Source organism: Microbacterium sp. dk485, from assembly GCF_004570445.1.
GTDB lineage: Bacteria > Actinomycetota > Actinomycetes > Actinomycetales > Microbacteriaceae > Microbacterium > Microbacterium wangchenii.
In genome coordinates, this window is sequence record NZ_SPQW01000001.1 from 2,058,418 (window position 1) to 2,083,906 (window position 25,489).

Genomic DNA, 25,489 nt, shown 5'->3' on the forward strand with positions numbered 1-25,489 from the left:
AGTCCGGGCGCGCGGCGAGTAGCGTGGGCGGGATGTCACCCCCGTCCGGGCATCCGCCCACGCGCGATATCGAGCTTCCGCCGTCGCATCGGTGGCGGGCGTACTGGATCGCCGTGTCGGTGGCGGCGCTCACCATCCTGGATCTGACGAAGGTCAACGTCGCACTTCCGGCGATCGAGACGGCCCTGGGCGCCGATCCCACGCAGGTGCAGCTGATCGTGTCGGGGTTCATCCTCACCTTCGGGCTCGTGCTCGTGCCGGCCGGTCGCCTGGGTGACCAGCGGTCGCGGCGTGTGCTGTTCCTGGTGGGGCTGTCGCTGTACCTGCTGACGAGTCTGGGCTGCGCCCTCGCCCCGGATGCGACGCTGCTGCTGGTGTTCCGCCTGCTGCAGGGGGTCGCCGCCGGTATCCAGATGCCGCAGGTGCTGGGACTCATCCAGCAGCTGTTCGTCGGCGCCGAGCGCGGCCGGGCGTTCGGGCTGTTCGGTGCCACGATCAGCATCTCCACGGCGTTCGGTCCGACCCTGGGAGGCCTGCTGATCGCCGTCGGCGGCGAGGCCGACGGATGGCGGCTGATCTTCTGGATGAACGTGCCGCTGGTGATTATCGTCATGGCGCTGGCGGCGTGGCTGCTCCCTGACACGCGCACGCGGTCGCACCGCCCGCTCGACCTCGACCCGGTCGGCGTGGTGCTGTTCGGGCTGAGCGTGCTGGCGTTCCTGTGGCCCTTCCTGTTCACCACGGGCTCGCCCGACGACGACCCCCGCCGCTGGTGGCTGCTCGTGGTCTGCGTCTTCTTCGTCGCGATGTTCCTGCTGTGGGAGCACCGGTACGCCGCCCGCGGGCGGGTGCCGCTGATCCCGTTCTCGGTGTTCCAGCGGGTGTCCTACCGCAACGGGGTGCTCGTGTCGACGGCGTACTTCGCGGGAGCCCCGGCGATGTTCCTCCTCGGGACGCTGTACCTGCAGTTCGGGCTCAAGATCGCGCCGGTGTTCGCCGGCATGGTGACGATCGGCTTCGCCGCCGCATCCGCCCTGTCCTCGTGGGTGGGGGGCGTGTACGTCAGCCGGATCGGCCGGCCCCTGGTGGTGTGGGGACTGGTCGGGCTGCTGGTGAGTGTCGGCGGGCTCGTGCTGGCGGTGCTGTTCACGCCGGCTGAGTGGACCCCGTGGGCCATGGCCGCCGTGATGGTCCTCAGTGGATTGGCTGCCGGCGTCGTCATCTCGCCGAACCAGACCCTGATGCTCGCCGAGGTGCCCGTCCGTCAGGGCGGCGTCGCCGGCTCGATCGGCCAGCTCGGCCAGCGGATCGGAACGGCGGTGGGCACCGCGGTCGCGTTGGCGCTGTTCTACGCCACGGTGTACCGGGAGAAGGGCACTGAGCCCGACCCGGTGGTCTTCCACGACGCGTACGCCGTCGGCATGACCTCGGTGGGCGTGTTCCTCGGGCTCGCCCTCATCGCCGCAGTCGTCGACCTCGCCGTCCGCCGTCGCGACGGTGAGCCGCCCCTCCTGGCGGCGCCGGATCAGACGCCGTAGGCCTCGCGGATGCGCTCGCGCAGCTGGCGGGAGCACTCGATGACGGCGGTGTCCCATTCCACGGTCGCGCCGTCCTGTGCGCGATCGGAGACGGCCTTGAGGATGCGGATCGGCACGCCGAACTGCGCCGCCACCCACGCGTAGGCGAACGATTCCATGTCGACCAGGCGCGCGCCCAGGCGGCGGATGATCGCGACGGCGTCCGGGTCGTCGACGAACGAGTCGCCCGTGGCGATCGTGGCGCCCTCCACGGCCAGGGTCATGCGCGGGGGCAGCGACACGTGCTGGCCGCGCACGCCCTCCAGGTCGGTCACGTCGTGCTGCACCGTCGCGTCGATGTCGTACACGCCCGGCTCCAGCTCCGGGTCCAGCGCGCCGGCGGTGCCGACGACGACGATCTCGTCGTAGTGCGCGGCATCCAGCGCACGGGTCAGCGCGTAGGCGGCGCGGAGCTTGCCCACGCCGGTGAGGAGGCGGTCGAACCCGGGGAGCTCGGGTTCGAAGGCGACGAGTTCGGATTCGTGGGCGGCGACGAGGAGTCTCACCCACCCATTCTGCCGGTCGGAGCGGTCAGCCGCCGGTCGTGAGAATCCCGATGATGCCCGAGGCGAGCATGTAGACGCCGACGCCGGCCACGACGATCCAGATGCCCACGCGGGTCGGAGAGGGCTTTTTCGGGTCGTTCGGGGCAGGGAACATGCGGGTCCTCAGGGTCGGACGAGGAGGAAGACGGCGGCGGCGAGGGTCAGCGCGCCGCCGACCAGGGCGATGACGCCGATGACGAGGCCGAGGCCGATCAGGAGCGCGGCGGCGCCGAGCGCGAGGAACAGCGCGCCCACGATGATGCCGATCACGGCGGCGGCGCGGGGGCGTCGGACGGGGCGGGCGTCTTCCATCGCGTCCAGGCTACCTGCTCGCGGGCGCGCGGAGCGGATCGAGCACCACGCCCTCGAACGTGCGGTGCCACACCGCACCGGTGCGGCGGTGCTCGGCGCGCGTGGTGAAGCGGTAGTGGTAGGCGTGCACGCGCACCCACGCCGGTCGGCGCCCGTCGAAGGGGTCGCGGCGCAGCAGGCGCAGCATCCGCGGGTCGGCCTCCAGCAAGCGCACGACGAAGTGGGTGAACCAGTCCTCCAGCGACCGGCCCAGGGGCAGGAACCACATCAGCCAGTCCAGGCGCAGATGATACGGCGCCACCTGCGGAGGGATGCGGCGGACCTCCCCCGGCTTCCCGCGGAATCCGTACTCCAGCCACACCGCGTCCGGGTCGTCCGGATCGGTGGCCTCCGTGCCTTCGATGACCCACTCGATGCGTCGCTTGGTGACCGTTCCGAACGCGCCGTACGCGTTGGCGAGGTTCCATCGGTTGAAGCTCGCGTTCATGAGCTGCCGGCGCGCGGCGAGGTTGCGCAGCGCCGGCCAGCTCAGCACGACGTACAGCACCGCCACGGCCCCGGTGATCAGCAGCCAGTACAGCGGCACGTCGGCGGGGGAGCCGGAGCCCGGGACGCTCACGGCGGAGAAACCGAGGACGATCGTGAGAACGTTCAGCCAGGCGAAGTTGCCGGTCGCCACGAGCCACAGCTGCGTGGCGATCACGATCGCGCCGGCGATCGTGCCGATCCACGCGAAGCCCGGCCACGGGATCCATACGCCCAGAAGCGGAGCGAACAGGAACCACGGCACCACGAGCTGCGAGAAGTGGTTGCCGATCACCTCGAGTTCATGGAACCAGCGCGGCAGCAGGTGGGCCTGACGACTGAGGGGCCCCGGCAGCGGCTGCGTCTCGTGGTGGTAGGTCAGTGCGGACAGATCCCGCCACTCCCGGCCTCCGCGGATCTTGATCATGCCGGCGCCGAACTCCAGCCGGAACAGCAGCCACCAGAACAGCACGATCACGACCGTGGGCGGCGGCTGGTCGGCCGAGCCGAGGAAGGCCGCGAGGAACCCGGCCTCCAGCAGCAGCATCTCCCAGCCGAAACCGTAGAAGGTCTGGCCGAGGCTCACGATCGACATGTACGCCAGCCACACGAACAGGAAGCACAGCATCGGCACCCACGGCGGACCGAGCTGAGGGAGCCCGCACACGAGCGCCGCGGCCACCACGCCTCCCGCGCCGCACACCGCGAGCAGCCGGCGGTCGGTGTAGGCCCACCAGCGGAACACGGTGGGATGCAGCATCCGCCGTCGCGCGCGGGAGCCCGAGCGCACCCACTCCAGCAGCCGCGGGGCCGGGAGCAGCCCGTCTTCGCCCAGCAGCGCACGGAACTGCGCGGCGGTGGACAGGAAGGCCACGACGTAGACCGCGGCGATGCCCCGCTGGAGCACCTCCCTGGCCAGGGTGAAGTCGATCGCGGCGAAGCCGTCCATGCGTCCGAGGCTAGGGACGCCGCCCTACCCGTGCATCGGGGTTGCGTCCGCGCGAGTCTTTCCCACAGCGCACGTGCGGCGTCGTACCGTGGAGCATGGCGCACACATCGGGAACGGGAACCATCGTCGCCGTCGTCGGAGCCGGCTCGGGCGACGCGCTGGAGACGCTGGAGGGCCTCGCGGGAGTGGAGACGCTGAGCCTGCACGGCACCGAACCGGCCCTCGCCGCGCGGCGCATCGCCGCCGCATCCACCCCGTGGATCGTGCACGACGCCGACCCGCTCGAGCACGTCGCCGCCGCGTGGGTGGAGCTGTACGAGGAGCGCGCGACGCTCGGGACGCTCGAAGTGGAGGTCGAGACGACGCTGGCCGACTTCCAGGCCGGCCGCGCGCTCATGCCCGACTACTACATCGTGCTCGACCCCGACCAGGCCGACGCGACGTGGCGGCACTGGTGGTGCGGGGCGCTCGGGCACCGCGCACCCCGCCGCGTCCTCCCCAGGGCCGCACCCTCGTCACCGCGCGATGCCGCGCTGCGGCGCACCCTGACGGCGCTGCCGACCTCGCGCCCGTGGCCCGACCCGGCCTCGTGGCTACCGGGCCTGCCGTTCGCCATCCCCGACCGCATCGGCCTGCAGGAGTAGCACCCCCGCCGCCGGCCCCCGCCCCGGTCCGCCGAGACACCACTTTCCGTCCGAAACACCACGCGTCGCCGGGGGTCTCGGACGGGATGTGGTGTCTCGGCGTCAGGAGGAGGGGAAGACGTCGGGGAGGGCGGCGTGCAACTCCTCGAGCCACGCGCGGGCGTTGCCGTCGGACGGGGCGCGCCAGTCGCCGCGGGGCGACAGCGACCCCGCGGGGGACACCTTCGGCCCGTTCGGGATGGCCGAGCGCTTGAACTGCGCGAACGCGAAGTACCGCTGCAGGAACACCTCCAGCCACCGGGCGATCGTGGGCAGGTCGTACGCATAGCGTGCGTCGTCGGGGAATCCGGGCGGCCACTCGCCGGCCTCGGCGTCGCGCCAGGCCTGGTAGGCGAGGAACGCGATCTTGGACGGGCGGAACCCGAACCGCAGGATGTGGTGCAGCGTGAAGTCGTGGAGCGCATACGGGCCGATGCGGTCCTCGGTCGACTGCATCCGTCCCTCGGCGTCGGCCGGCACGAGCTCGGGGCTGATCTCGGTGTCGAGCACCGACTGCAGCACGTCCTTGGCCTCGTCGACCTCGCCCGCGGAGATGACCCAGCGGATGACGTGCTGGATGAGCGTCTTGGGCACCCCGACGTTGACGGCGTAGTGGCTCATGTGGTCGCCGACGCCGTACGTGGCCCAGCCCAGGGCCAGCTCGGACAGGTCGGAGGTGCCGATCACGAGGCCGCCGTGGTGGTTGGCGAGGCGGAAGAGGTAATCCGTGCGCAGGCCCGCCTGCACGTTCTCGAACGTCACATCGTGCACGGGCTCGCCGGAGGCGAACGGGTGCCCGAGTTGGCGGAGCATCTCCTCGGCGGCGGGGCGGATGTCGATGGTCTCGATGGATGCGCCGAGAGCCTCCGCGAGCGCGATGGCGTTCTTCCGCGTGCGGTCGCTCGTGGCGAAGCCGGGCATCGTGTACGCGAGGATGTCGCTGCGCGGGCGTCCCATGCGGTCCATCGCTCTGGCCACGACAAGCAGCGCGTGCGTGGAGTCGATGCCGCCGCTGACCCCGATGACGGGCTTGGGTCCGCCGATCGCGGTGAGGCGCTGCTCGAGCCCCGAGACCTGGATGTTGAACGCCTCGTAGCAGTCCTGCGCGAGGCGGGCCGGGTCGTCGGGGACGAAGGGGAACCGGTCGAGGGAGCGGCGCAGCCCGATGTCGGTCGCCGGCGGCGCGAGGACGAAGGGGACGGTGCGGAACGCCGGCCGGTACGTGCGGCGGTTGTCGTCGAAGGTGCCCTGGCGCAGGCGATCCTGGCGGATCTTGTCGAGGTCGACGTCGGCGACGCTGCGCCGCGGCCCGTCGGGGAAGCGCTCGGTGGTGGTGAGCAGCTGCCCGCCCTCGTAGATCATCGTCTGGCCGTCCCATGACAGGTCGTTCGTCGACTCGCCCATGCCGGCCGCCGCATACGCGTACACGGCCAGGCACCGCAGCGACTGCGACTGCGCCAGCAGGTTGCGGTCATCCGCGCGCCCGATCGTGATGGGGCTGCCCGACATGTTCAGCAGCACCGTGGCGCCGGCCATCGCCGCCTCGGAGGACGGCGGGACGGGCACGAACATGTCTTCGCAGACCTCGGCGTGCACCACGAGGCCGGGGACATCCAGCGCCTCGAAGAGCAGATCCGGTCCGAACGGGGCCGCGAGGTCGCCGATGCGGATGTCTTCGCCGGCCTGATCGTCGCCGGCCGCGTACCACCGCCGCTCGTAGAACTCGCGGTAGTTGGGCAGGTACGACTTCGGCGCGACGCCGAGCAGTTCGCCGCGGTGGATCACGACGGCGCAGTTGTACAGGCGGTTGCGGTGGCGCAGCGGCGCCCCGACCACGAGCATCGGGAGCAGGTCGGCGGATGCCTCGACCAGCCGCTGCACGGCCGCCTCCACCGCATCCAGGACCGGGTCCTGCAGCACGAGGTCCTCGAGGGAGTAGCCGGTGAGGCACAGCTCGGGGAACAGTGCGACGGCCACGGTCTCGTCGTGGCACTTCCGTGCGGTGGCGAGGACCGATTCGGCGTTGGTGGCGGGGTCGGCGATGGCGACCGGGATCGTGCACGCGGCGACGCGGGCGAACCCGTGCCGGTATGCGCTGGCGAAGGGAAGGCTCGTGCTCACCGTCCCATCCTGGCAGGGCGCTCCCGCGGCCGCTCGGGGGTTGACGCTCCCGCGCGGGGGCGTGCGGCGACGTCGGAGGTCGCGGTTAGGGTCGAAGACGGAGAAGGGGACCATGCGCTACATCGAGAACGAAGGCCGGATCGTCTGGAGCGCGAGCGACCTCAAAGCAGCCGCCGAGTGCGAGTTCGCGTGGCTGCGTGCGATCGACGCCAAGCTCGGCCGGGTCGCCGCCGTGGAAGACCCCGAAGACCCCACCCTCGAACGGGCGGGGCGTCTGGGCACGGCGCACGAACTGCGCGTGCTCGAGGCGTACCGGCAGCGGTACGGCGCCGGGGTCGTGGAGATCCCCGAGACGCGGTCCTCGGATGCGGCGGCGCTCGCCGCGGCGGTGGAGCGCACGCGCGCCGCCCTGGCCTCCGACGCCGACGTGATCTACCAGGCGGCGTTCGCGACGGACGAGTTCGTGGGGTTCGCCGACTTCCTCGTGCGCGACCCCGGGGCGGAGCCGGGAGGCGCGACGGGCCCGGCGACCGCGACAAGCCAGCCGACTGCGCGGTGGCTCGTGCAGGACACCAAGCTCGCCCGACACGCCCGCGTGACCGCTCTCATGCAGCTGGCGGCATACGTCGACCAGCTCGACCGGCTGGGCGTGCCGCGCTCCGACCGCGTCGAGCTGCTCCTGGGCGACGGGACCGTCAGCACGCACGAGGTCGACGACCTCCTGCCCGTCTTCGGCCTGCGACGCGAGCGGCTGCGCGCGCTGATCGCCGACCGTCGTGTCGAGCTGGGCGGCGCGGGGGAGCCCATCGCGTGGGGCGACCCGCGCGGAGACCTCGCCGTCGTCGCGTGCGGGCGCTGCCCCACGTGCGAGCTCGAGATCGTCGCCCACCGCGACCTGCTGCTGGTCGCCGGCATGCGCCCGGTGCAGCGGGCACGGCTGACGGCGGCCGGCATCCGCACGATCGACGCGCTGGCCGGTGCGCCCGAGGCGCCCGACGGCATGAGCGCCGACACGTTCGCGTCGCTGCGCACGCAGGCCCGACTGCAGCTGCAGAGTCCCGACCCCGACGCCGACGCGACCGCCGTGCCGGTATACGAGGTCGTCGCACCCCAGGCGCTCGGCGCCCTGCCCCGCCCCGATCTGGGGGACATCTTCTTCGACTTCGAGGGCGACCCCCTCTACACCGAGGGCGAAGGCGGCCAGTGGGGATTGGACTATCTCTTCGGCTGGGTCGACATGCGGGAGCAGTACTCCGCGCTGTGGGCGCACGACTTCGCCGCCGAGAAGGCGGCGCTGGAGCGCTTCCTCGATTTGGTGGCCCTCCGCCGGTCGCAGCATCCCGACATGCACATCTACCACTACGCGCCCTACGAGCCGGCCCACCTGCTCACGATGGCGGCGCGCTACGGCGTGCGGGAGGGTGACGTCGACCGGCTGCTGCGCGAGGGCGTCTTCGTCGACCTGTACCCGATCGTGCGCCGCGCGCTGCGGGTGGGGTCGCGGTCGTACTCGATCAAGAAGCTCGAGCCGCTGTACATGGGCGAGGAGGTCCGCACCTCCGACGTGCAGCGCGGCGACGACTCGATCGTGCGGTACGTGCAGGCGCGGGCGCTCGCCGACGACGGCGACACCGCCGCATCCGAGGCGATCCTCGCCGACCTCGCCGACTACAACCGCTACGACTGCGTCTCGACGCGGCGCCTGCGCGACTGGCTCGTCGACCGGGCGCGTGAGGCCGGGCTCGTGCCCGCGCGCGGACTCGAGCCCGACGAGGTGGTCTACGCCGAGTCGCCGCGGGCCACCGCCCTGCAGCGCTGGGCCGCCGAGGCGCCGGAGTCGGAGGCCGGTGCGCTGCGGCTGGGTGCTGCGGCCATCGACTACTACCCGCGCGAGGCGAAGTCGTTCTGGGCCACGCACTTCCTGCGCCTGCGCGAACCGGTCTCGGTGTGGGAGGACACGCGCGACGTGGTCGTGGTCGACGCCGCGCGCTCGCGCGTGCTGACCGACTGGCACTTCGCCGAATCGGGCAGGGGAGCGGAGCGCCGCATCCTGCAGCTGCGGGGCGATGTCGCGCCCGGAACCCGCCTCACCGCGGGCGGAGAGCCGTTCGCGATCTACGACCTGCCGGCACCGTTCCCGTACCAGCCGCGTCCGCGGTGGATCCACGGGGCACGCTGGGTGCGCGTGGTGGAGGTGCTCGACGACGGCGCCGTCGTGGAGGAGACCGCCGTCGACGGCAACACCTGGAGCGAGCTGCCGCTGGCCCTCACGCCTGCCGCCCCGCCGCGCGCGGGCAACCAGCAGGCCGCGATCGACGCATGGGCGGATGCGGCGCTGGCCGCCGCCCCCTCGCTGCCGGCCGACGCGGCCACCGACATCCTGCTCCGCCGTCCGCCGCGCACCCTTCGACAGGGGCAGGGCGGGGCCGGGGCCCTCACGCCGTCCGCCGGTGACGACGTCGCCGCCATCGTGCGCAGCGTCGCCGACCTCGACCGGAGCTACCTGGCCGTGCAGGGCCCTCCCGGCACGGGGAAGACCTATGTCGGCTCCCACGTCATCGCCCGGCTGGTCGCCGAGCGCGGGTACAAGATCGGCGTCGTGGCGCAGTCGCACGCCGTCGTGGAGCACATGCTCGACCGCGTGGTCGCCGCCGGCGTGCCGGCAGCCGTCGTGGCGAAGACCCCGAAAGACCCCGCGGCGGAGACCTCCTTCACGCCGCTGCCGCGCAACGGCCTCGCCGCCTTCACCGCCGAGCACGCGTCGGGCGGGTTCGTCGTGGGCGGCACCGCGTGGGACTTCAGTCACGAGGGGCGCATTCCCCGGGGGAGCCTCGACCTCCTCGTCATCGACGAGGCCGGCCAGTTCTCCCTGGCCTCCACGATCGCCGTCTCCCTCGCCGCGCCGCGCCTGCTGCTGCTGGGAGACCCGCAGCAGCTGCCGCAGGTGTCGCAGGGCACCCACCCCGAGCCCGTGGACACCTCGGCGCTCGGCTGGGTCATGGACGGCGCGGAGGTCGTGCCGCCCGAGTACGGCTACTTCCTCTCGCGCACATGGCGCATGCACCCGCGGGTGGCCGGCCCCGTCTCGCGCCTGTCGTACGAGGGCAAGCTCGCCTCCCACCCCTCCACGGCGCTGCGCGAGCTCGAGGGCATCGAGCCGGGCGTGCATCCGGTCGCGCTCCGCCACTCCGGCAACGCCACGTGCTCGCCGGAGGAGGCGGCGGAGGTCGTGCGGATCGTCGCCGACCTCGTCGGCCGCTCGTGGACGGCGACGGAGGTCGACGACGACGGCGCGGTGCGGATGCTGCCGTCCCGGCCTCTCCGGCCGGAGGACATCATCGTGGTGACGCCCTACAACGCGCAGCAGGTCGCGGTGGAGGAGGCGCTGTCCGCGTCCGGGTTCCCCGCCGTGCGCGTGGGCACCGTCGACCGGTTCCAGGGGCAGGAAGCCGTCGTGGCGATCGTGTCGCTCGCGGCGTCGTCTGGGCGGGATGCGCCGCGGGGTCCGGAGTTCCTGCTGTTGGCCAACCGCATCAACGTCGCGCTCTCGCGCGCGATGCAAGCCGCGTACCTGATCTACTCGCCGGGGCTGCTCGACGACCTGCCGCGCACCCCGGAGGGCGTCGCGCGCCTGAGCGCCTTCGCGCGACTGGTGTCCGCAGCGACTCCGGCAGCGACGCTCGTGCCCGCCTGAGGACTCCGGAGGAGGTCAGACGGTGCCGTACAGGCGGTCGCCGGCGTCGCCGAGGCCCGGCACGATGTAGCCCTTCTCGTCGAGGCGCTCGTCCAGCGCTCCCAGCACGAGGGTCACGTCGCGTCCGTCGACCTGCTTCTCGATCGCGGCGACGCCCTCCGGCGCGCCCAGCAGGCAGATCGCGGTGACGTCCTGCGCGCCGCGGCGGAAGAGGAAGTCGATCGCAGCTCCCAGCGAGCCGCCCGTGGCGAGCATCGGATCCAGCACGAAGCACTGGCGGTCGCTGAGGTCGTCGGGAAGGCGTTCGGCGTACGTCGTGGGCTCGAAGGTCTCCTCATCGCGCACCATGCCGAGGAAGCCGACCTCGGCGGTGGGGAGGAGCTTGACCATGCCCTCGAGCATGCCCAGCCCCGCGCGCAGGATCGGCACGACGATGGGGCGCGGCTCGCTGATGTGCACGCCCACGGTGGTCGTGACGGGGGTCTGGATCTCGTGGGGCTCGACGCGCACGCCGCGGGTGGCCTCGTACGCCAGCAGCGTCACGAGCTCCTCGGTGAGCTGCCGGAACACCGGCGAGGGGGTGCGCGCGTCGCGCAGCACCGTCAGTTTGTGGGTGATGAGGGGGTGGTCGGCCACGTGCACACGCATAGGCTCAATCTATCCGCTCGACCTCGTCCGAACCTCGGAGCCGCATGACCGTCCTGCCCGGCGACCTTCTCGCGATGCGTCGCGCGCTCGCCCTGGCCGAGCGGGCGGAGGAGACCGGCGACGTTCCCGTGGGAGCGGTCGTGACGGATGCGGCGGGCACGGTGATCGGCGAGGGGCGCAACCTGCGCGAACGCACGCACGATCCCACCGCGCACGCCGAGGTCGTCGCGCTGCGGGCGGCGGCTGCATCCGCGGGCACATGGCATCTGGCCGGCTGCACCCTCGTGGTGACCCTCGAGCCGTGCGTCATGTGCGCGGGGGCGGTGCTGCAGGCGCGCGTGCCGCGGCTGGTGTTCGGCGCGTGGGACGACAAGGCCGGGGCTGCCGGCTCGATGTACGACGTCGTGCGCGACCGCCGTCTGCCCCACCGGGTCGAGGTGGTCGCCGGTGTCGAGGCGGAGGCGTCGTTGATGCTGCTGCAGCGCTTCTTCGCCGGGCGCCGCTGATCCGGCCGCGGACCCGGCCGCACGGAGAGGTCAGCGCGGAAGGTGCGGCAGCACCTCGGACCCGAGGTACTCGAGCTGCTCCAGGTCGCCCATGTCCATGAGCTGGAAGTACACGCGCTCGGCGCCGAGCGCCTGCAGCCGCTCGACCTTGGCGGCGATCTCCGCCCGTCCGCCCGCGACGTTGCCGCCGTTGCCGCGGTACTCATCCAGATCCCGGCCGAGCGTCGCCGCGCGTCGGGCCACATCGGTCTCGGAGGCCCCGGCCAGCGTCGGGGTCGCCACCGAGAGCTTGAGGGTTCGCGGGTCGCGACCGATGGCCTCGCACGCCGCGCGCACGCCGGCGAACTTCTCGGCCACGGTGGGCTCGGGCACGAAGCCGATGTTGAACTCCGTCGCGAACCGCGCCGCCACCGCGGGCGTGCGGCGCGGGCCGCCGCCGCCGACGATCACCGGCATGCGCGTCTGGACCGGCTTGGGCAGGGCGGGGGAGTCCTCGACGGTGTAGTGCTCGCCGGCGAAGTCGAACCGTTCACCGACGGGGGTCTGCCACATGCCGGTGAGGATGGCCAGCTGCTCCTCGAGGATGCCGAACCTCTTCGCGGGGAACGGGATGCCGTAGGCGCGATGCTCGCGTTCGAACCAGCCCGTGCCGAGGCCGAACTCCACCCGGCCGCCGGACATCTGATCGACCTGCGCGACCTGGACGGCGAGCACACCGGGGAGGCGGTGCGTCGCGGAGGAGACGAGCGTGCCGAGGCGGATGCGGCTGGTCTCGCGGGCGAGGCCGGCCAGGGTCGTCCACGCATCCGTGCCTCCGGGGAGGGGATCGCCCTCACCCATGCGCAGGTAATGGTCGGAGCGGATGAACGCGTCGAAGCCGAGGCGTTCGGCCGCCAGGGCGAAGGCGAGCTGGTCGTCGTAGTCGTAGCCCTGCTGCGGCTCGGTGAAAATGCAGTACTCCACCGGCCCAGTCTGTCAGCCCGCCGGGGGAGTGCCGTCCGCGAGGGTGCCCGTCCCCGCCGCTGTCGCGCCACCCGGGGCGACGTCCGTGCCGGCACGGTCGAGGTCCGGCTCGAGATAGATCGCCCGTGCGACCGGTAGCGCTGCGCGGATGCGCTCCTCGACGGTGTTGATGTGCGCGGCCACGGCGGTCAGCGTCTCGTCGGCGGGCAGCGCCAGCTTCGCCGCGACCAGCAGCTCGTCGGGGCCGAGGTACAGCGTCTTGAGGTGGATCACGCGATCGACCTCAGGACCGTCCTCGATGGCGGCGACGATGCGGTCGTGGTCGGCCTCGGTCGCGCCCTCGCCGACCAGCAGGCTCTTGGTCTCGATGCCCAGGACGATCGCCACGAGGATGAGGAGGGTGCCGATCATCAGGGTGCCGATGGCGTCGAAGACGGGATTGTGGGTCAGGGCTGCCAGCCCCACGCCGAACAGCGCGAACACCAGACCGGTCAGCGCAGCGATGTCCTCCAGGAGCACGACCGGGAGCTCGGGGGCCTTGGAGCGGCGCACGAACGACACCCAGGACTGGCCGGGCAGCCGGACATGATTGCTCTCCTTGACGGCGGTCCGCAGCGAGAAGGACTCCAGGACGATCGCGATGACCAGCACGGCGATGGGGATCCACACGTTCTCCAGCTCGTGCGGGTGCGTCAGCTTGTCCACGCCCTCGTAGAGGGAGAACAGCCCGCCCACGGAGAAGAGGATGATCGACACCACGAACGCGTACACGTAGCGTTCGCGGCCGTAGCCGAACGGATGCTCACGGTCGGCGCTGCGCCGCGCACGGCGACCGCCCAGCAGCAGCAGCAGCTGATTGCCCGAGTCGGCGAGCGAGTGGATCGCCTCGGCGAGCATCGATGCCGAGCCCGATACCAGCCACGCGAGGAACTTCGCGATCGCGATCCCCATGTTGGCCAGGAACGCCGCGATGATGGCGCGGCCGCCTCCGGTTGCGCTCACGTCAGTCCGCCGATCGGATGATGATGGCCTCGGTGGTGGGAGCAGGGTCGGCGGGCGTGCCGACGTAGCCGATGCGGGTCAGCAGCGCATGGCGGAACTTCGCCGGGGCCTCCAGGTGCGGACTGTGCCCGACGCCGGGAAGCGCGATCTCCACGACGTCGCCGCCGGCCGCGGCGTACGCGTCCAGCACGTCGCGGGTCTGCGACACCATCGGCTGCGGCGGGGCGATGTCGTCTCCGGGCCAATCGGGCAGGATCCCGAGGCTCCCGAGTCCGTTGGGCTCGTAGACCGACGCATCCGAGATGATCGCATCCACCTCTCCGTGCACCCACAGCAGCGGCGGCTTCTCGGCGAGGTCGACGATGCCGGAGAGGTCGAAGTGCTTCGGGGCGAGCGCGTTCAGGACACCGGTGGTGCCGGCGGCGAAGCCGGGCCACGCGTCGGTGCGCACGGAGTCACCCGGGTAGTTGCCGCCGGCGGTGGAGGTGGCGAGCATCGCCGCCACCCACACGTCTTCGTGATCGCTGCGGTAGCCGCTCGCGACGAAGCCGGCGCGGAACATGCTGCGCGGCGAGGTCTCCGCCTCGTCGCCGGAGTCGCCTGCCGCGAGGCGCCGCACGAAGTCGGGGTTCGCCGTCCCGCCCCCGGTGCCGGCATCCTCCGGTGTGAGGCGCGTGCCGTCCCGGCGGGTGCCGCCGAAGCCGTACGGCGAGATCGGCGCTTCGAGAGTGAGCGAGAGCGCGGGATGCTCCAGCGCGTACTGCAGGATGACGGCTGCGCCGAGCGACCAGCCCACGAGATGGGCGGTGCGGATGCCGATCGTGTCCAGGGTGGCGGCGAGGTCGTCGCTGAAGTCGCGCACCCCGCGTGTGGCGTCCACCGGTGCGTTCTCGGTGCCGCCGTACCCGCGCAGATCGACGGCGAGCACGCGGAGGTCGCTCGGGAGGTCCTGCAGGATCTCCTGCCAGAACAGCGAGGACCCGACGGTGCCGTGGACGAAGACGACGGTGCGATCGGCGGGGGTGGACGGATCGTCGCCGTCCCGCTCGAGCACGGTCACGCTCAGCCGCGGCGTCTCGACGCGTCGTGAGGAGATTCCGTCGAACAGGGTCATGGGGAGGTCCTCCGCACTGTGTCGCGGGCGATCGGGCGCCTGCGCATCGACTATATCTCCGGCGTCGGCGCGACGGAACGCGACCCTCGGCCCTTGCGGCGGTTCCTCTCCTCCGGTCGGGCCGTCGGTGCCGCCGCTGCGGCCGTGCGGTGCTTCTAGGATGGCGCCATGACCGATGCGCCGTCCGACTCCCTGCCCGCCGTCGCGATCCTGGGAGCCGGATCGATGGGCGGCGCCATCCTGAAGGGTCTCGTGCGTTCGGGGTTGGCCCCGTCGATCACCGTCACCAACCGCACGGCCGCGAAGGCGGGGAGTCTCGCCGCGCTGGAAGGCGTGACCAGTCTCGCCCTCGAGGAGGACCCGCAGGCCAATGCCGTCGCGGCCTCCTCCGCCGATGTCGTCCTCGTGGGCGTCAAGCCCGCCATGGTGCCCGATCTGCTCCGCGCGATCGCCCCGCACGTGCGCGAGGGAGCTCTCGTGGTGAGCCTGGCCGCGGGTGTGCCGCTCGCCACTTTCACCCGGATCCTCGGCCCGCGCGCGGTCGTCCTCCGCTCGATGCCGAACACGCCCGCGCTGGTGGGCAAGGCCGTCACGGGCCTCGCGGCCGATGCCGCCGCATCCCCGGGCGACATCGCCGTCGTGCGACGCCTGTTCGAGACGGTGGGAGAGGTCGTGGAGGTGCCCGAGTCGCAGATCGATGCCCTCTCCACCATCTCCGGCTCCGGTCCGGCCTACGTCTTCCTGCTCGTGGAACAGCTCGCCGAGGCGGCCGTGCGGAAGGGGTTCACCGAGGCGGAGGCGTGGATGCTGGCGCGGCAGACCTTCGTCGGCGCGGCGGCGCTGATGGAGGCCACGGGCGAGGACCCGCGCGAACTGCGTCGTCAGGTCACGAGCCCGAAGGGCACGACCGAACGCGCCGTCGCCGTGCTGCAGGAGGCGGATCTGGCCGCGGTGTTCGAGCGGGCGACGGATGCGGCGCTGGCACGCGCGCGGGAGCTGGCCGCAGGCTGACGCCGCCGCCGGCGCTCAGCGGTCGAGCGAGGCGAACCGCTCGATGTCGGAGTTGGTCCCCGACACGATGATGAGGTCGTGGTTGGTCACGATGGTGTTCGCCTCCGCGTATCGGAACGGCCGCCCGGGGCTCTTCACGCCCACGACTGTGACGTTGTATTTGCTGCGCACGCCCGATTCGTTCAGGCCGATGCCCCGGATGAACTTCGGCGGGTACATCTTCGCCAGCGCGAAGTCGTCGTCGAAGCGGATGAAATCGAGCATCCGCCCGCTGACGAGGTGCGCCACGCGCTCGCCGGCCTCGCGTTCGGGGTAGATGACGTGGTTGGCGCCCACGCGGGCGAGGATCTTGCCGTGCGCCTGCGAGACGGCCTTGGCCCAGATCTGCGGCACCTTCAGGTCGACGAGGTTGGCGGTGATGAGCACGGATGCCTCGATGAGCGATCCGACCGCCACGACGGCGACCTGGAAGTCCTGCGCGCCGATCTGCTTGAGGGCGTCGATGTTGCGGGCGTCGGCCTGGACGGCGTGCGTGACGCGTTCGGACCACTTCTGCACGAGCTCGAGGCTCTCGTCGATGGCGAGCACATCGCGGTCCAGCCGGTCGAGTTCACCGGCGCACGCGGCGCCGAACCGGCCGAGGCCGATGACGAGGACGGGCGAATCGTTCCGGATGCGGTCAACCAACGATGGGCCTTTCCACGGGCAGGGAGTACAGCTGCGTGCGGGACGTCGCAGCGACCGCCGCGGCGAGTGTCACTGTACCAACGCGCCCCATGAACATGGTCGCCGCCAGAACGTAGATGGCCGGGTCGGGCAGGTCGGCGGTCAGACCCGTGGACAGTCCGACCGTCGCGAAGCCGGAGATCACATCGAACAGCACCTGTTCGATGGGCGCCTGGGTGATCTGACCGATCGCCACGGTGGAGACCGCCACGATCGTCGCGCCCCACGCCACGACGGAGAGGGCGACGCGCTGCACGTCGCTGGGGATGCGGCGACCGAAGGCCTCGACCGACGAGCGGCCCTTCGCCTCCGACCACACGGCCAGGGCCAGCACGGCGAGGGTCGTCACCTTGATCCCGCCGGCGGTGGAGGCCGATCCGCCGCCGACGAACATGAGCATCGAGCCGACCACGAGGGTGGAGCCGTTCATGTCGCCGATCTCGACGACGCTGAATCCGCCCGACCGGGTCATCGCCGAGACGAAGAAGGCCTGGAACGTGGTGTCCCACGCGTCCATGCTCCCGAAGGTCTTGGGGTTGTTGTATTCGAGCAGGAGGATGATGCCCGCCCCGGCGACGAAGAGGATCGTCGTGGTGATGAGGGTGAGCTTGGTGTGCAGCGACCAGCGGCGCACGTGCCAGTAGTTCTTCCACAGCGAGAAGATGACGGGGAAGCCGATCGAGCCGAGGAACACGCCGGCCATGAGCACGGTGAGCAGGAAGTAGTCGTCGGCGAAGGGCACGAGGCCGTTGGCGTTGGGGACGAACCCCGTGTTGGTGAAGGCCATGGCGGCGTAGTAGGGCGCTTCCCACAGTGCCACGAGCGGGTCGATGCCGGCCATGATGAGCGCGGGGTAGAGCAGGATCGCCAGCCCCGCCTCGATCGCGAGGGTGGAGAGGGCGACCGTGAGCAGCAGCTGTCCCACCTCGCCCAGACGAACCGTCTGGCCCTCGTTGACGGGCCCGCCGTGCACGCGGAGCGGGTTCGAGTCGCCGGCGGCGATGAGTTTGGCCCGCAGCCCGAGGCGCTTGGAGATCACCAGCCCCAGGATGGATGCGAGCGTGAGCACGCCGAGGGCGCCCACGTTGACGCCGATGTAGGTGAAGACGTGACCCAGCGGCGACCAGTGGGAGTACATGTCCACCGTCGCGAGGCCCGTCACGCAGATGGTGGACACCGCGGTGAACAGCGCGTCGGCGAACGGCGTGCGGGTTCCGTCGGCCGAGGCGGCCGGCAACGAGTACAGCGCCGTGAACAGCAGGATGAGCGCGAGGAACACGAGCACCGCGAACCGGGCCGGCGACGACGTCGTCAGGTTGCGGACCCGGTCCCAGCCTCGGTCGAGTGGCGCCGACCATCTGTGGCGGTCTCGAGCCCACGCCGGCGCTGACGCCATCGCGTCGCCCCTTTCGCTCGTGGACCCCGCTCATGGTACTCCGCGGCGAGCGCGACTAATCTGAAGCAATGGCGGACATCTTCGACGTGATCGCAGACCGCACGCGTCGCGACATCCTCCAGCTCCTCCTCGATCGTTCCGCGGACGGCCAGGACGGCACCAGCGTGTCGCACATCGTGCAGGTCCTCGGGGCGAGCCAGCCCACGGTGTCCAAGCACCTGAGGGTGCTCCGGGACGCAGGGCTGGTGTCGGTGCGCGAAGAGGGTCAGCATCGCTATTACAGCCTGCAGACCGCGCCGCTGGACGAGGTCGACGATTGGCTGGTTCCCTTCTTCTCCGCGGATCCGCCGACGCCGGCGACGCTGCCCGAACCCGCCGCTCATGCGGCGGACGTGGTCGGGCGCGCCGCCGCGTCGGCGAAGCACGCCGTGACAGCGGCCCTGCGCAAACTGCCGGGCCGCTGACGCCTCACGCGTCGCTGTCGGCGTCGTCCTTCTGGTCGGCGTCCCTCCGGTCGGCGTCCCGATCCGCGTCGTCCTTCTCGGTGTCGTCCGCGTCGGCGTCGTCGTCCGGGGCCGTGGGGGTGCGGTCGTCGTCGCCGCCGCGCGGTCCGAATCCGTCACGCGGTCCGGAGCCGTCGCGGTCGTGCGATTCGGAGGGGTGGTCGTGCCCGCGCGGGCCGTTCCGGTCGTCGGAGCCCGGGCCGCCCTCCTCCGGCATCTGTGAGCCGTCGGTGAATTCGAATCCCGACTCGGGGCCCGAGTTCAGGTTCCAGCCGGTCGCGAGACCGCCGCCGAAGGCGAGCGCCGTGACGGCGACGCCACCGGCGACGGCCGCGGCGATGACGGGCCAGTTCCGCTTGCGCTTCGTCGGCTCGTCCGCAGTCTCGGCGGGGGAAGGAGCCGCGGGGATCGTGGCGTCGGGGGTGGTGGATTCTTCCGGGGTACTGGGTGTGGCCGGAGCCGGTCCGGCAGCTGGTTTCTCGGTCATGCCCTCACTATCGCCATCCGGGATTTGCGCGATGTCAGGGCAGTTTCAGCGTGCGCTGTGAATCCTCGTCAGCGGCTGCGCCGGCGGAACAGCCACGCGCCCCACGCGACGGAGACGGCGAGGATGAGACCGCACCACGCCAGCGCCCATCCGAGTTCGGCTCCCGCGCCCGTGCCGAAGAGGAAGGCGCGGATCGTCTCGATGATGGGTGTCACCGGCTGGGTGCTGGCGATCCCCTGCAGCCACTGCGGCATGGTCTCCACGGGGACGAAGGCGCTGGAGAGGTACGGCAGGAACAGCAGGATGAAACCGTAGGCGTTCGCCCCTTCCGGACTCCGTGCGGCCAGGCCGATGGCGGCGAACAGATACGTGATCGCGAGGATGTACAGCGCGATGATTGCCAGGGCGCCCAGCCATCCCAGCACGCCCGCGGTGGGGCGGAAGCCGACCACCACGGCGACGAGGATGACGACGCCGGTGGCCAGGAGGTTGCGCACGAGGCTCGCGACGACGTGTCCGGTCAGCACCGCCCCCGAGCGCAGCGGCATGGTGCGGAAACGGTCGACGATGCCGGCCTTCATGTCGCCGGCCACGTACAGGGCCGTGGACGACGCGCCGAAGCCCGCGCACGTGAGGATGATCCCGGGGACGACGTAGTCGACGTAGCCGCCGCCGGGTTCCAGGGCGCCGCCGAAGACGAACGTGAACATCAGCATCAGCAGGACCGGCAGCAGGATCGCCATCATGAGGGATTCCCCATCTCTCAGCGAGCGCACGAGCGATCGCCGCACGAAGACGCGTTCGGCGGTGATCCCGGTCAGGCGGGGGCGCAGGAGGGCGGGGGTGGTCACGGGGTGCTCCTTTCGGGGAGGGCTGCGGGGTCGTCGGTCAGGGCAAGGAACACGTCGTCGAGGGTCGGTCGACGAAGGGTCACGGCACCCTCGTCCCGGTCCGCGTCGAGGGTGTCGAGGGCGGCGCGCAGTCCCCGCACCGTCCCGTCCGTGGCGATCTCCTGCAGGAGCTCGCCGGCGGGGTCGCGCAGCTCCACCACCTCGGTTCCGACGCGCGATTTCAGCTCGGACGGAGCGCCGGATGCGGCGATGCGACCCCCGTGCAGGACGGCCACGCGGTCGGCGAGCTGGTCCGCTTCCTCCAGGTACTGCGTCGTGAGGAACACCGTGGTCCCACCCGCGGCAAGCGTGCGGATGACGTCCCACAGTTCACGCCGGCTGCGGGTGTCCAATCCGGTCGTGGGTTCGTCCAGGAAGAGCACCTCCGGGGTGACGACGAGGCTCAGGGCCAGATCCAGACGCCGCCGCATCCCTCCGGAGTAGGTGCCGACCGGCCGCGACGCGGCGTCGGTCAGATCGAACCGCGCGAGGAGCTCTGTCGCGCGCTCGCGCGCCATGCGGGGGCGCAGGCCGGACAACCGGCCGAGCATCATGAGGTTCTCGGCTCCGGTGAGCACATCGTCCACCGCGGCGGCCTGTCCGGTCAGGGCGATGCGCTGCTGCACGTCGCGCGGGGAGGTCGCGACGTCGAATCCCGCGACGGAGGCCTCCCCGCCGTCGGGTAGCTGCAGCGTCGTGAGGATCGAGATCGTCGTCGTCTTGCCGGCCCCGTTCGGTCCGAGCAGGGCGAAGACCTCACCGCGACGGACGCTGAATTCCAGGCCGTCGAGGACGGCATGTCCGCCGTACTGCTTGCGCAGGCGGTGGACCGAGATGGCGGCATCCATCGGCTTTCCTTTCTGTATACGACCTAAACTGCGTATGAAGATAACACACGGTGTACGTCATAAACAGCCCTAAGATGTCGGTGTGGATGAGCAGACCCCCGATCTCGAGCTGCCGCGCGGCGTGGCGCTGGCGTGGGGCATGGCGGCCGACCCGCAGCGCGGGCCGAAGCGGGAGATGAGCCTCGAGCGCATCGTCGACGCCGCCGTGCAGATCGCCGACGCCGACGGACTCGGCGCGGTGTCGATGGCGGCGGTCGCCGCGCGCCTGGGGTACACGACGATGTCGCTCTACCGATACGTCAGCGCCAAGGACGACCTCATCCAGCTCATGCAGGAGGAGGCGACGGGGCTTCCCCCGGAGTCCATCCGCGAGGCGAAGGGGTGGCGGGCCAGGCTGGTCGCCGCATTCCGTGCCAGCGTGCAGGTGTACCTGGAGCACCCGTGGATCCTCGACATCCCGATCACCGGGTCACCGGCCACGCCGAACTCCGCGGCCTTCATGGACGTCATGCTCGACGCCCTCGCCGAGACTCCGCTGACCGATGACGAGCGCCTCGCGGCGGCGCTGCAGGTCACCGGCCAGGCCCGGTGGTACGGCACGATCCTCGCCGCCTACGCCCGCCAGGCCAGGGAACGGGGGATGTCGCCGGAGGAGATCGCGGCGTACGAGGATCGGCTCTTCGCGACCCTCATCACGCCGGAGGAGTACCCGGCCCTCCGGCGGGCCGTCGACGCCGGTGTGTTCCGCTCGGAGGCCGACCCCTTCCAGTTCGGGCTGGATCGCACTCTCGACGGGCTCGCCGCATACATGGCCGAGCGTGAATCCGGAGCACCGCCGGCACCCTCCGCGCCGTGGCACGAGCCGGAAGCGCCCGATGTCGCCGAGGACAAGCGGTACCGCGAGGCGCGCAAGGCCGTGCGGGACGCGGAGAAGGCGCTCAGGGCGGCGCGGAAGCTCGAACGCCAGGCGCTCGCCGAAGCGCGTCAGCGTGCGGCGCGCACTCGCCGCGACACGTGATTCTGCCCCATCCGGCCCATCAGCCACGCGGGTTTACACGCGTCGCACCCACGGCCTAGAGTGTCGACAGCACACCGCGAGAGGGGAACGCCATGGCCGAACTGCCGGACGTGCGCTTCCTCACCGTCGCCGAGGTGGCCGAGCTGATGCGCGTGTCCAAGATGACGGTCTACCGGCTCGTGCACTCCGGCGAGCTTCCCGCCGTGCGATTCGGCCGCAGCTACCGCGTGCCGGAATCGGCTGTGGTCGATGCCATGCAACGGCCGGTCTCCGACGTCGGCTAGACTGATCTGAGGCCTTTTTCTGCGCCTCGTGTACCCGGGAGCCGGCGATCGGCACCCAGACCCCTGACATTGTGAGGTTTTCCGTGGGTTCTGTCATCAAGAAGCGCCGTAAGCGCATGGCGAAGAAGAAGCACCGCAAGCTGCTTCGCAAGACTCGTCACCAGCGCCGCAACAAGAAGTAAGCGGCCGAACACACCGAGCGCCTGTCCTTCGTGGCGGGCGCTTCGTGTTCGACCGTTCCGCCGTCATTCTGGAGTCGCCATGCAGTCCATCTCCGTCCAGCAGCTGCGCGAGCGCGAGGGTGTTCCGCTCGTGGACGTGCGCGAGCCCGACGAGTACGCGGCCGGCCATGTGCCGGGTGCCGTCAACATGCCGATGTCGACCCTCGGCGAGCACCTCGATGAGCTCCCGGAGGGCCCGTTCGACGTGATCTGCCAGGTCGGTGGACGCTCGGCGCGTGTCGTGGAGGCCCTCACCGCGCGGGGCATGGATGCCACCAACATTGAAGGCGGCACGGGTGCGTGGGTCGAGGCCGGCTACGGCCTCGAGCACTGAGTGCCGCGCCGTGATGCCGCAGGGGATCCGGTCGTGACGACGCTGACGGTCATCGGCAAACCGGAGTGCCATCTGTGCGATGTCGCCGAGGAGATCGTGGAGGCGGTGGTCGCCGACCTGCCCGACGACGTCGCCGACTCCGTCGCCGTGGAGCGTCTCTCGATCCTGGAGGACGCCGCCCTGTATGAGCGATGGTGGGAGAAGATCCCGGTCGTGCTGATCGACGGATCCCTCCACGCGCACTGGCGGGTCTCCGCGGACCGCCTGCGCGAGGCGCTGCTGGTGGCGGAGAGGGCCTAGGGCCCCCGCGCGCCTCGCCGCGCCCTCGCGCTGCGCCCTCGCGCCTCCGAGTCCTCGCGCTGCGCCGCGCCGCCGCTGCGCCCTCGCGCCGCCCTCCCGCTGCCCGAACTCCGCAAGAATGCGCCGGAAAGGCCCCGACAAACCCGTTTCGAGGCCATCCGGCCGGTTTCTGCGGAGTTTGGGCAGCGGGCCGAGGCAGGTCGGCGGGGACGCCGGGGTCAGTCTTCGCGGGGCGGACGGGGCGGATCGTCCTCGGGGCGGATGACGGGGATCGCGTTCGTGAAGGCGGATGCGCGCTCCTCGGCCTCCGCGCTGCCGGTGAACAGGCCCGCACCCGGCTCGGGGGAGTGCTCGCGCGCGGGCGCGGGCTGCGCGTCCCCCGCGCTGGTCACCAGCACGCGCTGCACGGGGAGCGCGGCGGGCATCGTGTGCTGCATCCACGTCACCATCGCCTCGCGCACGTGGCAGCGCAGATCGAACAGCGTCGGCGCGTCGGCGGCCGTGACGAGGATGCGGATGCGGACGAGTCCGCCGGTGGCCTCGGTCACCTGCAGCACGGAGGCGCGCCCGTCCCACAGGTCGGTGCGGGCCAGCACGTCGTCGAGGTGCTCGCGCATGCGCGCCGGCGAGACGCGCCAATCCACGTCGAGCTCGACCGAACCCAGCAGCTCGCTGCCCCGCCGAGTCCAGTTCTGGAACGGCTGGGTGGTGAAATACGTGCACGGCAGCACGAGCCGGCGGTCATCCCACAGATCGAGCACGACGTAGCTCAGGGTGATCTCGCCCACGCGTCCCCACTCGTCCTCCACGACGACGACGTCGTCCACGCGCAGGGCGTCGCTGAAGGCGAGTTGCAGGCCGGCGAACATGTTCGCCAGCACCGTCTGGGCCGCCAGACCGGCGACGATCGAGGCGATACCGGCCGACGCGAGCACGCTCGCCCCGACGGCGCGCACGGCGGGGAAGGTGAGCAGGATCGCGCCCAGCGCGATCACGACGATGAGCGCGATCGCCAGGCGTCGCACGATGAGGGTCTGCGTGCGGATGCGGCGGGCCACCCGGTTGTCGGGGACGTCGATGCGATTACGGCCGAGGGTGAGGTCGGTCGCGAACGTCACGAGGGCGCCGAGCAGCCACGCGGCGGCGATGATCACGAGGATCGAGAGCAGCTGAGTGAGCGCGGGCAGCCACGACGCTTCCGGGAATGCCAGCCCCACGGCCGTCCACATCCCCGCGAGCAGCACGAGCGTACGGAACGGTAGGCGGGCGTGGTGGACGAGGCGGTGCGGCCACGACCGTCGTCGCGCGACCAGCCGCGCAATCCACGCGACGAGGAGGGTGACGATCGTCGCGACGACGACGCACGCGACGAAGGTGACCGCGAAGTTCAGCCAGGCATTGTCGAACACGTGCATCCACGCTACGGGGCGAGGCTGGACCGATCCTGGCCGTCGGCTCAGTGCCGGATGGTGCGGGGTGGGGTCAGGGAGCCAGGCGCGTGGGACCGCGGAAGAGGAACGTGACTTCGCGGATCGACGACTCGCCCAGCAGCAGCATCAGCAGACGCGCGAGACCCATGCCGAACCCGCCGTGCGGGGGAGTGCCGTACCGGAAGAAGTCGAGGTAGTGCTCCAGGCCGGCGAGGTCGAGCCCCTTCTCGACGGCCTGCTCCTCCAGGACGCGCACGCGGTGCTCGCGCTGAGCGCCCGTGGTGATCTCCACGCCCTTGAACAGAAGGTCGTAGCTCCGCGTCATCCCGGTCTCCGGATCGCGCATGTGGTAGAACGGCCGGATCTCGGGGTGGTAGTCGGTGACGAAGACGAACTGGTGTCCGTAGGTCTCCTCGATGTACGCGGCGACCTGACGTTCGCCCTCGGGGTCGAGGTCGCCGTCGGTGCGAGGGATCTCGTAGCCGCGCTGCTTGACCGTCTCGCGGGCTTCGGCCAGCGGGATGCGGGGGAAGGGGAGGGTGGGGACGACGACCTGGATGCCGAAGAGCTCCTGGATCTCGGCGCCGTGCTTGTCCTTGACCGCCTGGATGGCGAACTGCAGGAGCTCCTCCTGCATCCGGGCGACGTCCTCGTGCGAGTCGATCCAGCTGATCTCGGCGTCGACGGAGGTGAACTCGGTCGCGTGGCGGCTCGTGAACGACGGGTCGGCGCGGAAGACGTCGCCGATTTCGAAGATCTTGCCGAAGCCGGCCGACTGCGCCATCTGCTTGAAGTGCTGCGGGCTCTGCGCGAGGTACGCGGTCTTGTCTTCGAAGTAGTCCATGCTGAACAGCTCGGCGTTGGATTCCGAAGGGCTCGACATGAGCTTGGGGGAGTGGATCTCGATGTAGTCGCGCTCGATCCAGTACGTGCGCATCGCGTGCTCGAGCGTGGTCTGCACGCGGAAGATGAGGTTGTTGCGGGCCTGGCGCAGGTCGAGGAAGCGCCAGTCCATGCGCTTGTCCATGCCGCTGTCGGCGGCGATGGGCGTCTCGGGGAGGGCTTCGGCCGCGATGTCGAGCGTGCCGATCTTGATCTCGACGCCACCGAGCTTGACGCGCTCGTCGTGCTTGAGCTGGCCGCGCACCGTCAGGAAGGTTCCGGTGGCGAGGGCCGAGATCGTCTCGGTCAGGGCGAGCGCGGCGGATGCCTCGGGGCCGGCGTCCTCGGCGAGCTCACGCGTGGCGGGGTTCACCAGCTGCACGGCACCGGTCTCGTCCCGGAGGATGACGAACTGCACCTTCTTCTGATCGCGCACCGTTTCCACCCATCCCGACACCGATACCGGGCCGTCGGGGAGGGACTGCAGCTGCTTGACGAGAACGCGTTCACTCACGAGGGT

Annotated in this window: 27 protein-coding genes; 11 read left to right on the forward strand and 16 right to left on the reverse strand. The window is 71.1% G+C overall.

The window, feature by feature from the left end:
* Positions 1–32 precede the first annotated feature (32 nt).
* A complete protein-coding gene (locus E4V99_RS09725) occupies positions 33–1,538 on the forward strand; it encodes an MFS transporter (RefSeq protein WP_135117091.1) in 1,506 nt (501 codons plus the stop codon).
* Here E4V99_RS09725 and E4V99_RS09730 read toward each other — a convergent pair.
* Genes E4V99_RS09730 through E4V99_RS09740 form a run of 4 tightly spaced genes read right to left on the reverse strand, consistent with a single transcriptional unit; the run spans position 1,526 to position 3,908 of the window.
* Positions 1,526–2,083, reverse strand: a complete 558-nt coding sequence (locus tag E4V99_RS09730) for a nucleosidase (protein ID WP_135068818.1) — start codon at positions 2,081–2,083, stop codon at positions 1,526–1,528. The two genes, E4V99_RS09725 and E4V99_RS09730, sit on opposite strands and share 13 nt — an antisense overlap.
* A 25-nt stretch (positions 2,084–2,108) precedes the next feature.
* The gene (locus tag E4V99_RS18730) at positions 2,109–2,237 is read right to left on the reverse strand and encodes a hypothetical protein (RefSeq protein WP_261799178.1); all 129 of its coding nucleotides are present in this window, start codon (positions 2,235–2,237) and stop codon (positions 2,109–2,111) included.
* A gap of 8 nt (positions 2,238–2,245) precedes the next feature.
* Positions 2,246–2,434, reverse strand: coding sequence for a hypothetical protein (locus E4V99_RS09735; protein ID WP_135068814.1), 189 nt, complete (start codon positions 2,432–2,434; stop codon positions 2,246–2,248).
* Positions 2,435–2,444: 10 nt separating this feature from the next.
* Complete coding sequence (locus E4V99_RS09740) at positions 2,445–3,908, reverse strand: lipase maturation factor family protein (RefSeq protein WP_135117092.1); 1,464 nt, start codon at positions 3,906–3,908, stop codon at positions 2,445–2,447.
* A 95-nt stretch (positions 3,909–4,003) separates the two neighbouring features.
* Here E4V99_RS09740 and E4V99_RS09745 point away from each other — a divergent pair, with 95 nt between their 5' ends.
* Positions 4,004–4,552, forward strand: coding sequence for a hypothetical protein (locus E4V99_RS09745; protein WP_135117093.1), 549 nt, complete (start codon positions 4,004–4,006; stop codon positions 4,550–4,552).
* A gap of 102 nt (positions 4,553–4,654) precedes the next feature.
* On the opposite strand, the gene E4V99_RS09750 is transcribed toward E4V99_RS09745, so the two are convergent.
* Positions 4,655–6,712, reverse strand: coding sequence for an NAD(+) synthase (locus tag E4V99_RS09750; protein ID WP_135068808.1), 2,058 nt, complete (start codon positions 6,710–6,712; stop codon positions 4,655–4,657).
* Positions 6,713–6,824: 112 nt separating this feature from the next.
* On the opposite strand from E4V99_RS09750, the gene E4V99_RS09755 reads away from it, so the two are divergent.
* Positions 6,825–10,406: a bifunctional RecB family nuclease/DEAD/DEAH box helicase gene (locus E4V99_RS09755; protein WP_135068806.1), complete on the forward strand. Its 3,582-nt coding sequence runs from the start codon at positions 6,825–6,827 to the stop codon at positions 10,404–10,406.
* 15 nt (positions 10,407–10,421) lie between these two features.
* Here the strand turns inward: E4V99_RS09755 and upp are convergent, their stop codons facing one another.
* A complete protein-coding gene (upp, locus tag E4V99_RS09760; RefSeq protein WP_135068804.1) occupies positions 10,422–11,054 on the reverse strand; it encodes a uracil phosphoribosyltransferase in 633 nt (210 codons plus the stop codon).
* Between the two features lie 74 nt (positions 11,055–11,128).
* Between upp and tadA the strand changes: the two genes are divergently transcribed.
* Entirely contained in the window at positions 11,129–11,560 is a 432-nt protein-coding gene (tadA, locus tag E4V99_RS09765; RefSeq protein ID WP_135117259.1) for a tRNA adenosine(34) deaminase TadA, read from the forward strand.
* 30 nt (positions 11,561–11,590) lie between these two features.
* On the opposite strand, the gene E4V99_RS09770 is transcribed toward tadA, so the two are convergent.
* The 3 genes from E4V99_RS09770 to E4V99_RS09780 are packed head-to-tail and all read right to left on the reverse strand — an operon-like array spanning position 11,591 to position 14,639.
* Positions 11,591–12,523 carry an LLM class F420-dependent oxidoreductase gene (locus E4V99_RS09770; RefSeq protein ID WP_135068802.1) on the reverse strand — a complete coding sequence of 311 codons (933 nt, stop codon included), beginning with the start codon at positions 12,521–12,523 and terminating at the stop codon, positions 11,591–11,593.
* A 12-nt stretch (positions 12,524–12,535) separates the two neighbouring features.
* Positions 12,536–13,525 (reverse strand): cation diffusion facilitator family transporter, encoded by a 990-nt coding sequence (locus E4V99_RS09775; RefSeq protein WP_135117094.1) that lies wholly within the window; start codon positions 13,523–13,525, stop codon positions 12,536–12,538.
* 1 nt (position 13,526) lies between these two features.
* The gene (locus tag E4V99_RS09780; protein ID WP_135068799.1) at positions 13,527–14,639 is read right to left on the reverse strand and encodes an alpha/beta hydrolase; all 1,113 of its coding nucleotides are present in this window, start codon (positions 14,637–14,639) and stop codon (positions 13,527–13,529) included.
* 168 nt (positions 14,640–14,807) lie between these two features.
* Between E4V99_RS09780 and proC the strand changes: the two genes are divergently transcribed.
* Positions 14,808–15,650, forward strand: a complete 843-nt coding sequence (gene proC, locus E4V99_RS09785) for a pyrroline-5-carboxylate reductase (protein ID WP_135117095.1) — start codon at positions 14,808–14,810, stop codon at positions 15,648–15,650.
* A 15-nt stretch (positions 15,651–15,665) separates the two neighbouring features.
* On the opposite strand, the gene E4V99_RS09790 is transcribed toward proC, so the two are convergent.
* Positions 15,666–16,337, reverse strand: a complete 672-nt coding sequence (locus E4V99_RS09790; RefSeq protein ID WP_135068795.1) for a TrkA family potassium uptake protein — start codon at positions 16,335–16,337, stop codon at positions 15,666–15,668.
* Positions 16,330–17,772 (reverse strand): potassium transporter TrkG, encoded by a 1,443-nt coding sequence (locus E4V99_RS09795; RefSeq protein ID WP_135117096.1) that lies wholly within the window; start codon positions 17,770–17,772, stop codon positions 16,330–16,332. Before E4V99_RS09795 ends, E4V99_RS09790 begins: the two co-directional genes overlap by 8 nt.
* A 68-nt stretch (positions 17,773–17,840) precedes the next feature.
* On the opposite strand from E4V99_RS09795, the gene E4V99_RS09800 reads away from it, so the two are divergent.
* Complete coding sequence (locus E4V99_RS09800; RefSeq protein WP_135117097.1) at positions 17,841–18,236, forward strand: metalloregulator ArsR/SmtB family transcription factor; 396 nt, start codon at positions 17,841–17,843, stop codon at positions 18,234–18,236.
* 4 nt (positions 18,237–18,240) lie between these two features.
* Here E4V99_RS09800 and E4V99_RS09805 read toward each other — a convergent pair whose 3' ends face one another.
* The 3 genes from E4V99_RS09805 to E4V99_RS09815 form a co-directional block, all read right to left on the reverse strand.
* A complete protein-coding gene (locus tag E4V99_RS09805; protein WP_135117098.1) occupies positions 18,241–18,762 on the reverse strand; it encodes a hypothetical protein in 522 nt (173 codons plus the stop codon).
* A gap of 68 nt (positions 18,763–18,830) precedes the next feature.
* Positions 18,831–19,613, reverse strand: a complete 783-nt coding sequence (locus tag E4V99_RS09810; RefSeq protein ID WP_135117099.1) for an ABC transporter permease — start codon at positions 19,611–19,613, stop codon at positions 18,831–18,833.
* Positions 19,610–20,500, reverse strand: coding sequence for an ATP-binding cassette domain-containing protein (locus E4V99_RS09815; protein ID WP_135068785.1), 891 nt, complete (start codon positions 20,498–20,500; stop codon positions 19,610–19,612). Before E4V99_RS09815 ends, E4V99_RS09810 begins: the two co-directional genes overlap by 4 nt.
* A gap of 82 nt (positions 20,501–20,582) precedes the next feature.
* Here E4V99_RS09815 and E4V99_RS09820 point away from each other — a divergent pair, with 82 nt between their 5' ends.
* The 5 genes from E4V99_RS09820 to E4V99_RS09840 all read left to right on the forward strand — a co-directional run bounded on the left by E4V99_RS09820 (position 20,583) and on the right by E4V99_RS09840 (position 22,657).
* Positions 20,583–21,518, forward strand: coding sequence for a TetR/AcrR family transcriptional regulator (locus E4V99_RS09820; protein ID WP_240742713.1), 936 nt, complete (start codon positions 20,583–20,585; stop codon positions 21,516–21,518).
* 92 nt (positions 21,519–21,610) lie between these two features.
* Entirely contained in the window at positions 21,611–21,802 is a 192-nt protein-coding gene (locus E4V99_RS09825) for a helix-turn-helix domain-containing protein (protein WP_135068783.1), read from the forward strand.
* 83 nt (positions 21,803–21,885) lie between these two features.
* Positions 21,886–21,984, forward strand: coding sequence for an AURKAIP1/COX24 domain-containing protein (locus E4V99_RS09830; RefSeq protein WP_003792170.1), 99 nt, complete (start codon positions 21,886–21,888; stop codon positions 21,982–21,984).
* Positions 21,985–22,063: 79 nt separating this feature from the next.
* A complete protein-coding gene (locus E4V99_RS09835; RefSeq protein ID WP_135117100.1) occupies positions 22,064–22,357 on the forward strand; it encodes a rhodanese-like domain-containing protein in 294 nt (97 codons plus the stop codon).
* A 33-nt stretch (positions 22,358–22,390) separates the two neighbouring features.
* Positions 22,391–22,657 carry a glutaredoxin family protein gene (locus E4V99_RS09840; RefSeq protein ID WP_135068779.1) on the forward strand — a complete coding sequence of 89 codons (267 nt, stop codon included), beginning with the start codon at positions 22,391–22,393 and terminating at the stop codon, positions 22,655–22,657.
* A 218-nt stretch (positions 22,658–22,875) separates the two neighbouring features.
* Here E4V99_RS09840 and E4V99_RS09845 read toward each other — a convergent pair whose 3' ends face one another.
* Together E4V99_RS09845 and aspS are read right to left on the reverse strand one after the other, a co-directional pair.
* Entirely contained in the window at positions 22,876–24,066 is a 1,191-nt protein-coding gene (locus E4V99_RS09845; protein ID WP_245233153.1) for a mechanosensitive ion channel domain-containing protein, read from the reverse strand.
* A gap of 73 nt (positions 24,067–24,139) precedes the next feature.
* Positions 24,140–25,483: an aspartate--tRNA(Asn) ligase gene (gene aspS, locus E4V99_RS09850; RefSeq protein ID WP_135117102.1), complete on the reverse strand. Its 1,344-nt coding sequence runs from the start codon at positions 25,481–25,483 to the stop codon at positions 24,140–24,142.
* Positions 25,484–25,489 lie beyond the last annotated feature (6 nt).

What these genes read in the sequence shown, in the direction of transcription:
- E4V99_RS09725 (WP_135117091.1), top strand. Translation starts at nt 33, where the DNA reads ATGTCACCCCCGTCCGGGCATCCGCCCACGCGCGATATCGAGCTTCCG.
- E4V99_RS18730 (WP_261799178.1), bottom strand. Translation starts at nt 2,237, where the DNA reads ATGTTCCCTGCCCCGAACGACCCGAAAAAGCCCTCTCCGACCCGCGTG.
- E4V99_RS09735 (WP_135068814.1), bottom strand. Translation starts at nt 2,434, where the DNA reads ATGGAAGACGCCCGCCCCGTCCGACGCCCCCGCGCCGCCGCCGTGATC.
- E4V99_RS09740 (WP_135117092.1), bottom strand. Translation starts at nt 3,908, where the DNA reads ATGGACGGCTTCGCCGCGATCGACTTCACCCTGGCCAGGGAGGTGCTC.
- E4V99_RS09745 (WP_135117093.1), top strand. Translation starts at nt 4,004, where the DNA reads ATGGCGCACACATCGGGAACGGGAACCATCGTCGCCGTCGTCGGAGCC.
- E4V99_RS09755 (WP_135068806.1), top strand. Translation starts at nt 6,825, where the DNA reads ATGCGCTACATCGAGAACGAAGGCCGGATCGTCTGGAGCGCGAGCGAC.
- upp (WP_135068804.1), bottom strand. Translation starts at nt 11,054, where the DNA reads ATGCGTGTGCACGTGGCCGACCACCCCCTCATCACCCACAAACTGACG.
- tadA (WP_135117259.1), top strand. Translation starts at nt 11,129, where the DNA reads ATGCGTCGCGCGCTCGCCCTGGCCGAGCGGGCGGAGGAGACCGGCGAC.
- E4V99_RS09780 (WP_135068799.1), bottom strand. Translation starts at nt 14,639, where the DNA reads ATGACCCTGTTCGACGGAATCTCCTCACGACGCGTCGAGACGCCGCGG.
- proC (WP_135117095.1), top strand. Translation starts at nt 14,808, where the DNA reads ATGACCGATGCGCCGTCCGACTCCCTGCCCGCCGTCGCGATCCTGGGA.
- E4V99_RS09795 (WP_135117096.1), bottom strand. Translation starts at nt 17,772, where the DNA reads ATGGCGTCAGCGCCGGCGTGGGCTCGAGACCGCCACAGATGGTCGGCG.
- E4V99_RS09800 (WP_135117097.1), top strand. Translation starts at nt 17,841, where the DNA reads ATGGCGGACATCTTCGACGTGATCGCAGACCGCACGCGTCGCGACATC.
- E4V99_RS09805 (WP_135117098.1), bottom strand. Translation starts at nt 18,762, where the DNA reads ATGACCGAGAAACCAGCTGCCGGACCGGCTCCGGCCACACCCAGTACC.
- E4V99_RS09815 (WP_135068785.1), bottom strand. Translation starts at nt 20,500, where the DNA reads ATGGATGCCGCCATCTCGGTCCACCGCCTGCGCAAGCAGTACGGCGGA.
- E4V99_RS09825 (WP_135068783.1), top strand. Translation starts at nt 21,611, where the DNA reads ATGGCCGAACTGCCGGACGTGCGCTTCCTCACCGTCGCCGAGGTGGCC.
- E4V99_RS09835 (WP_135117100.1), top strand. Translation starts at nt 22,064, where the DNA reads ATGCAGTCCATCTCCGTCCAGCAGCTGCGCGAGCGCGAGGGTGTTCCG.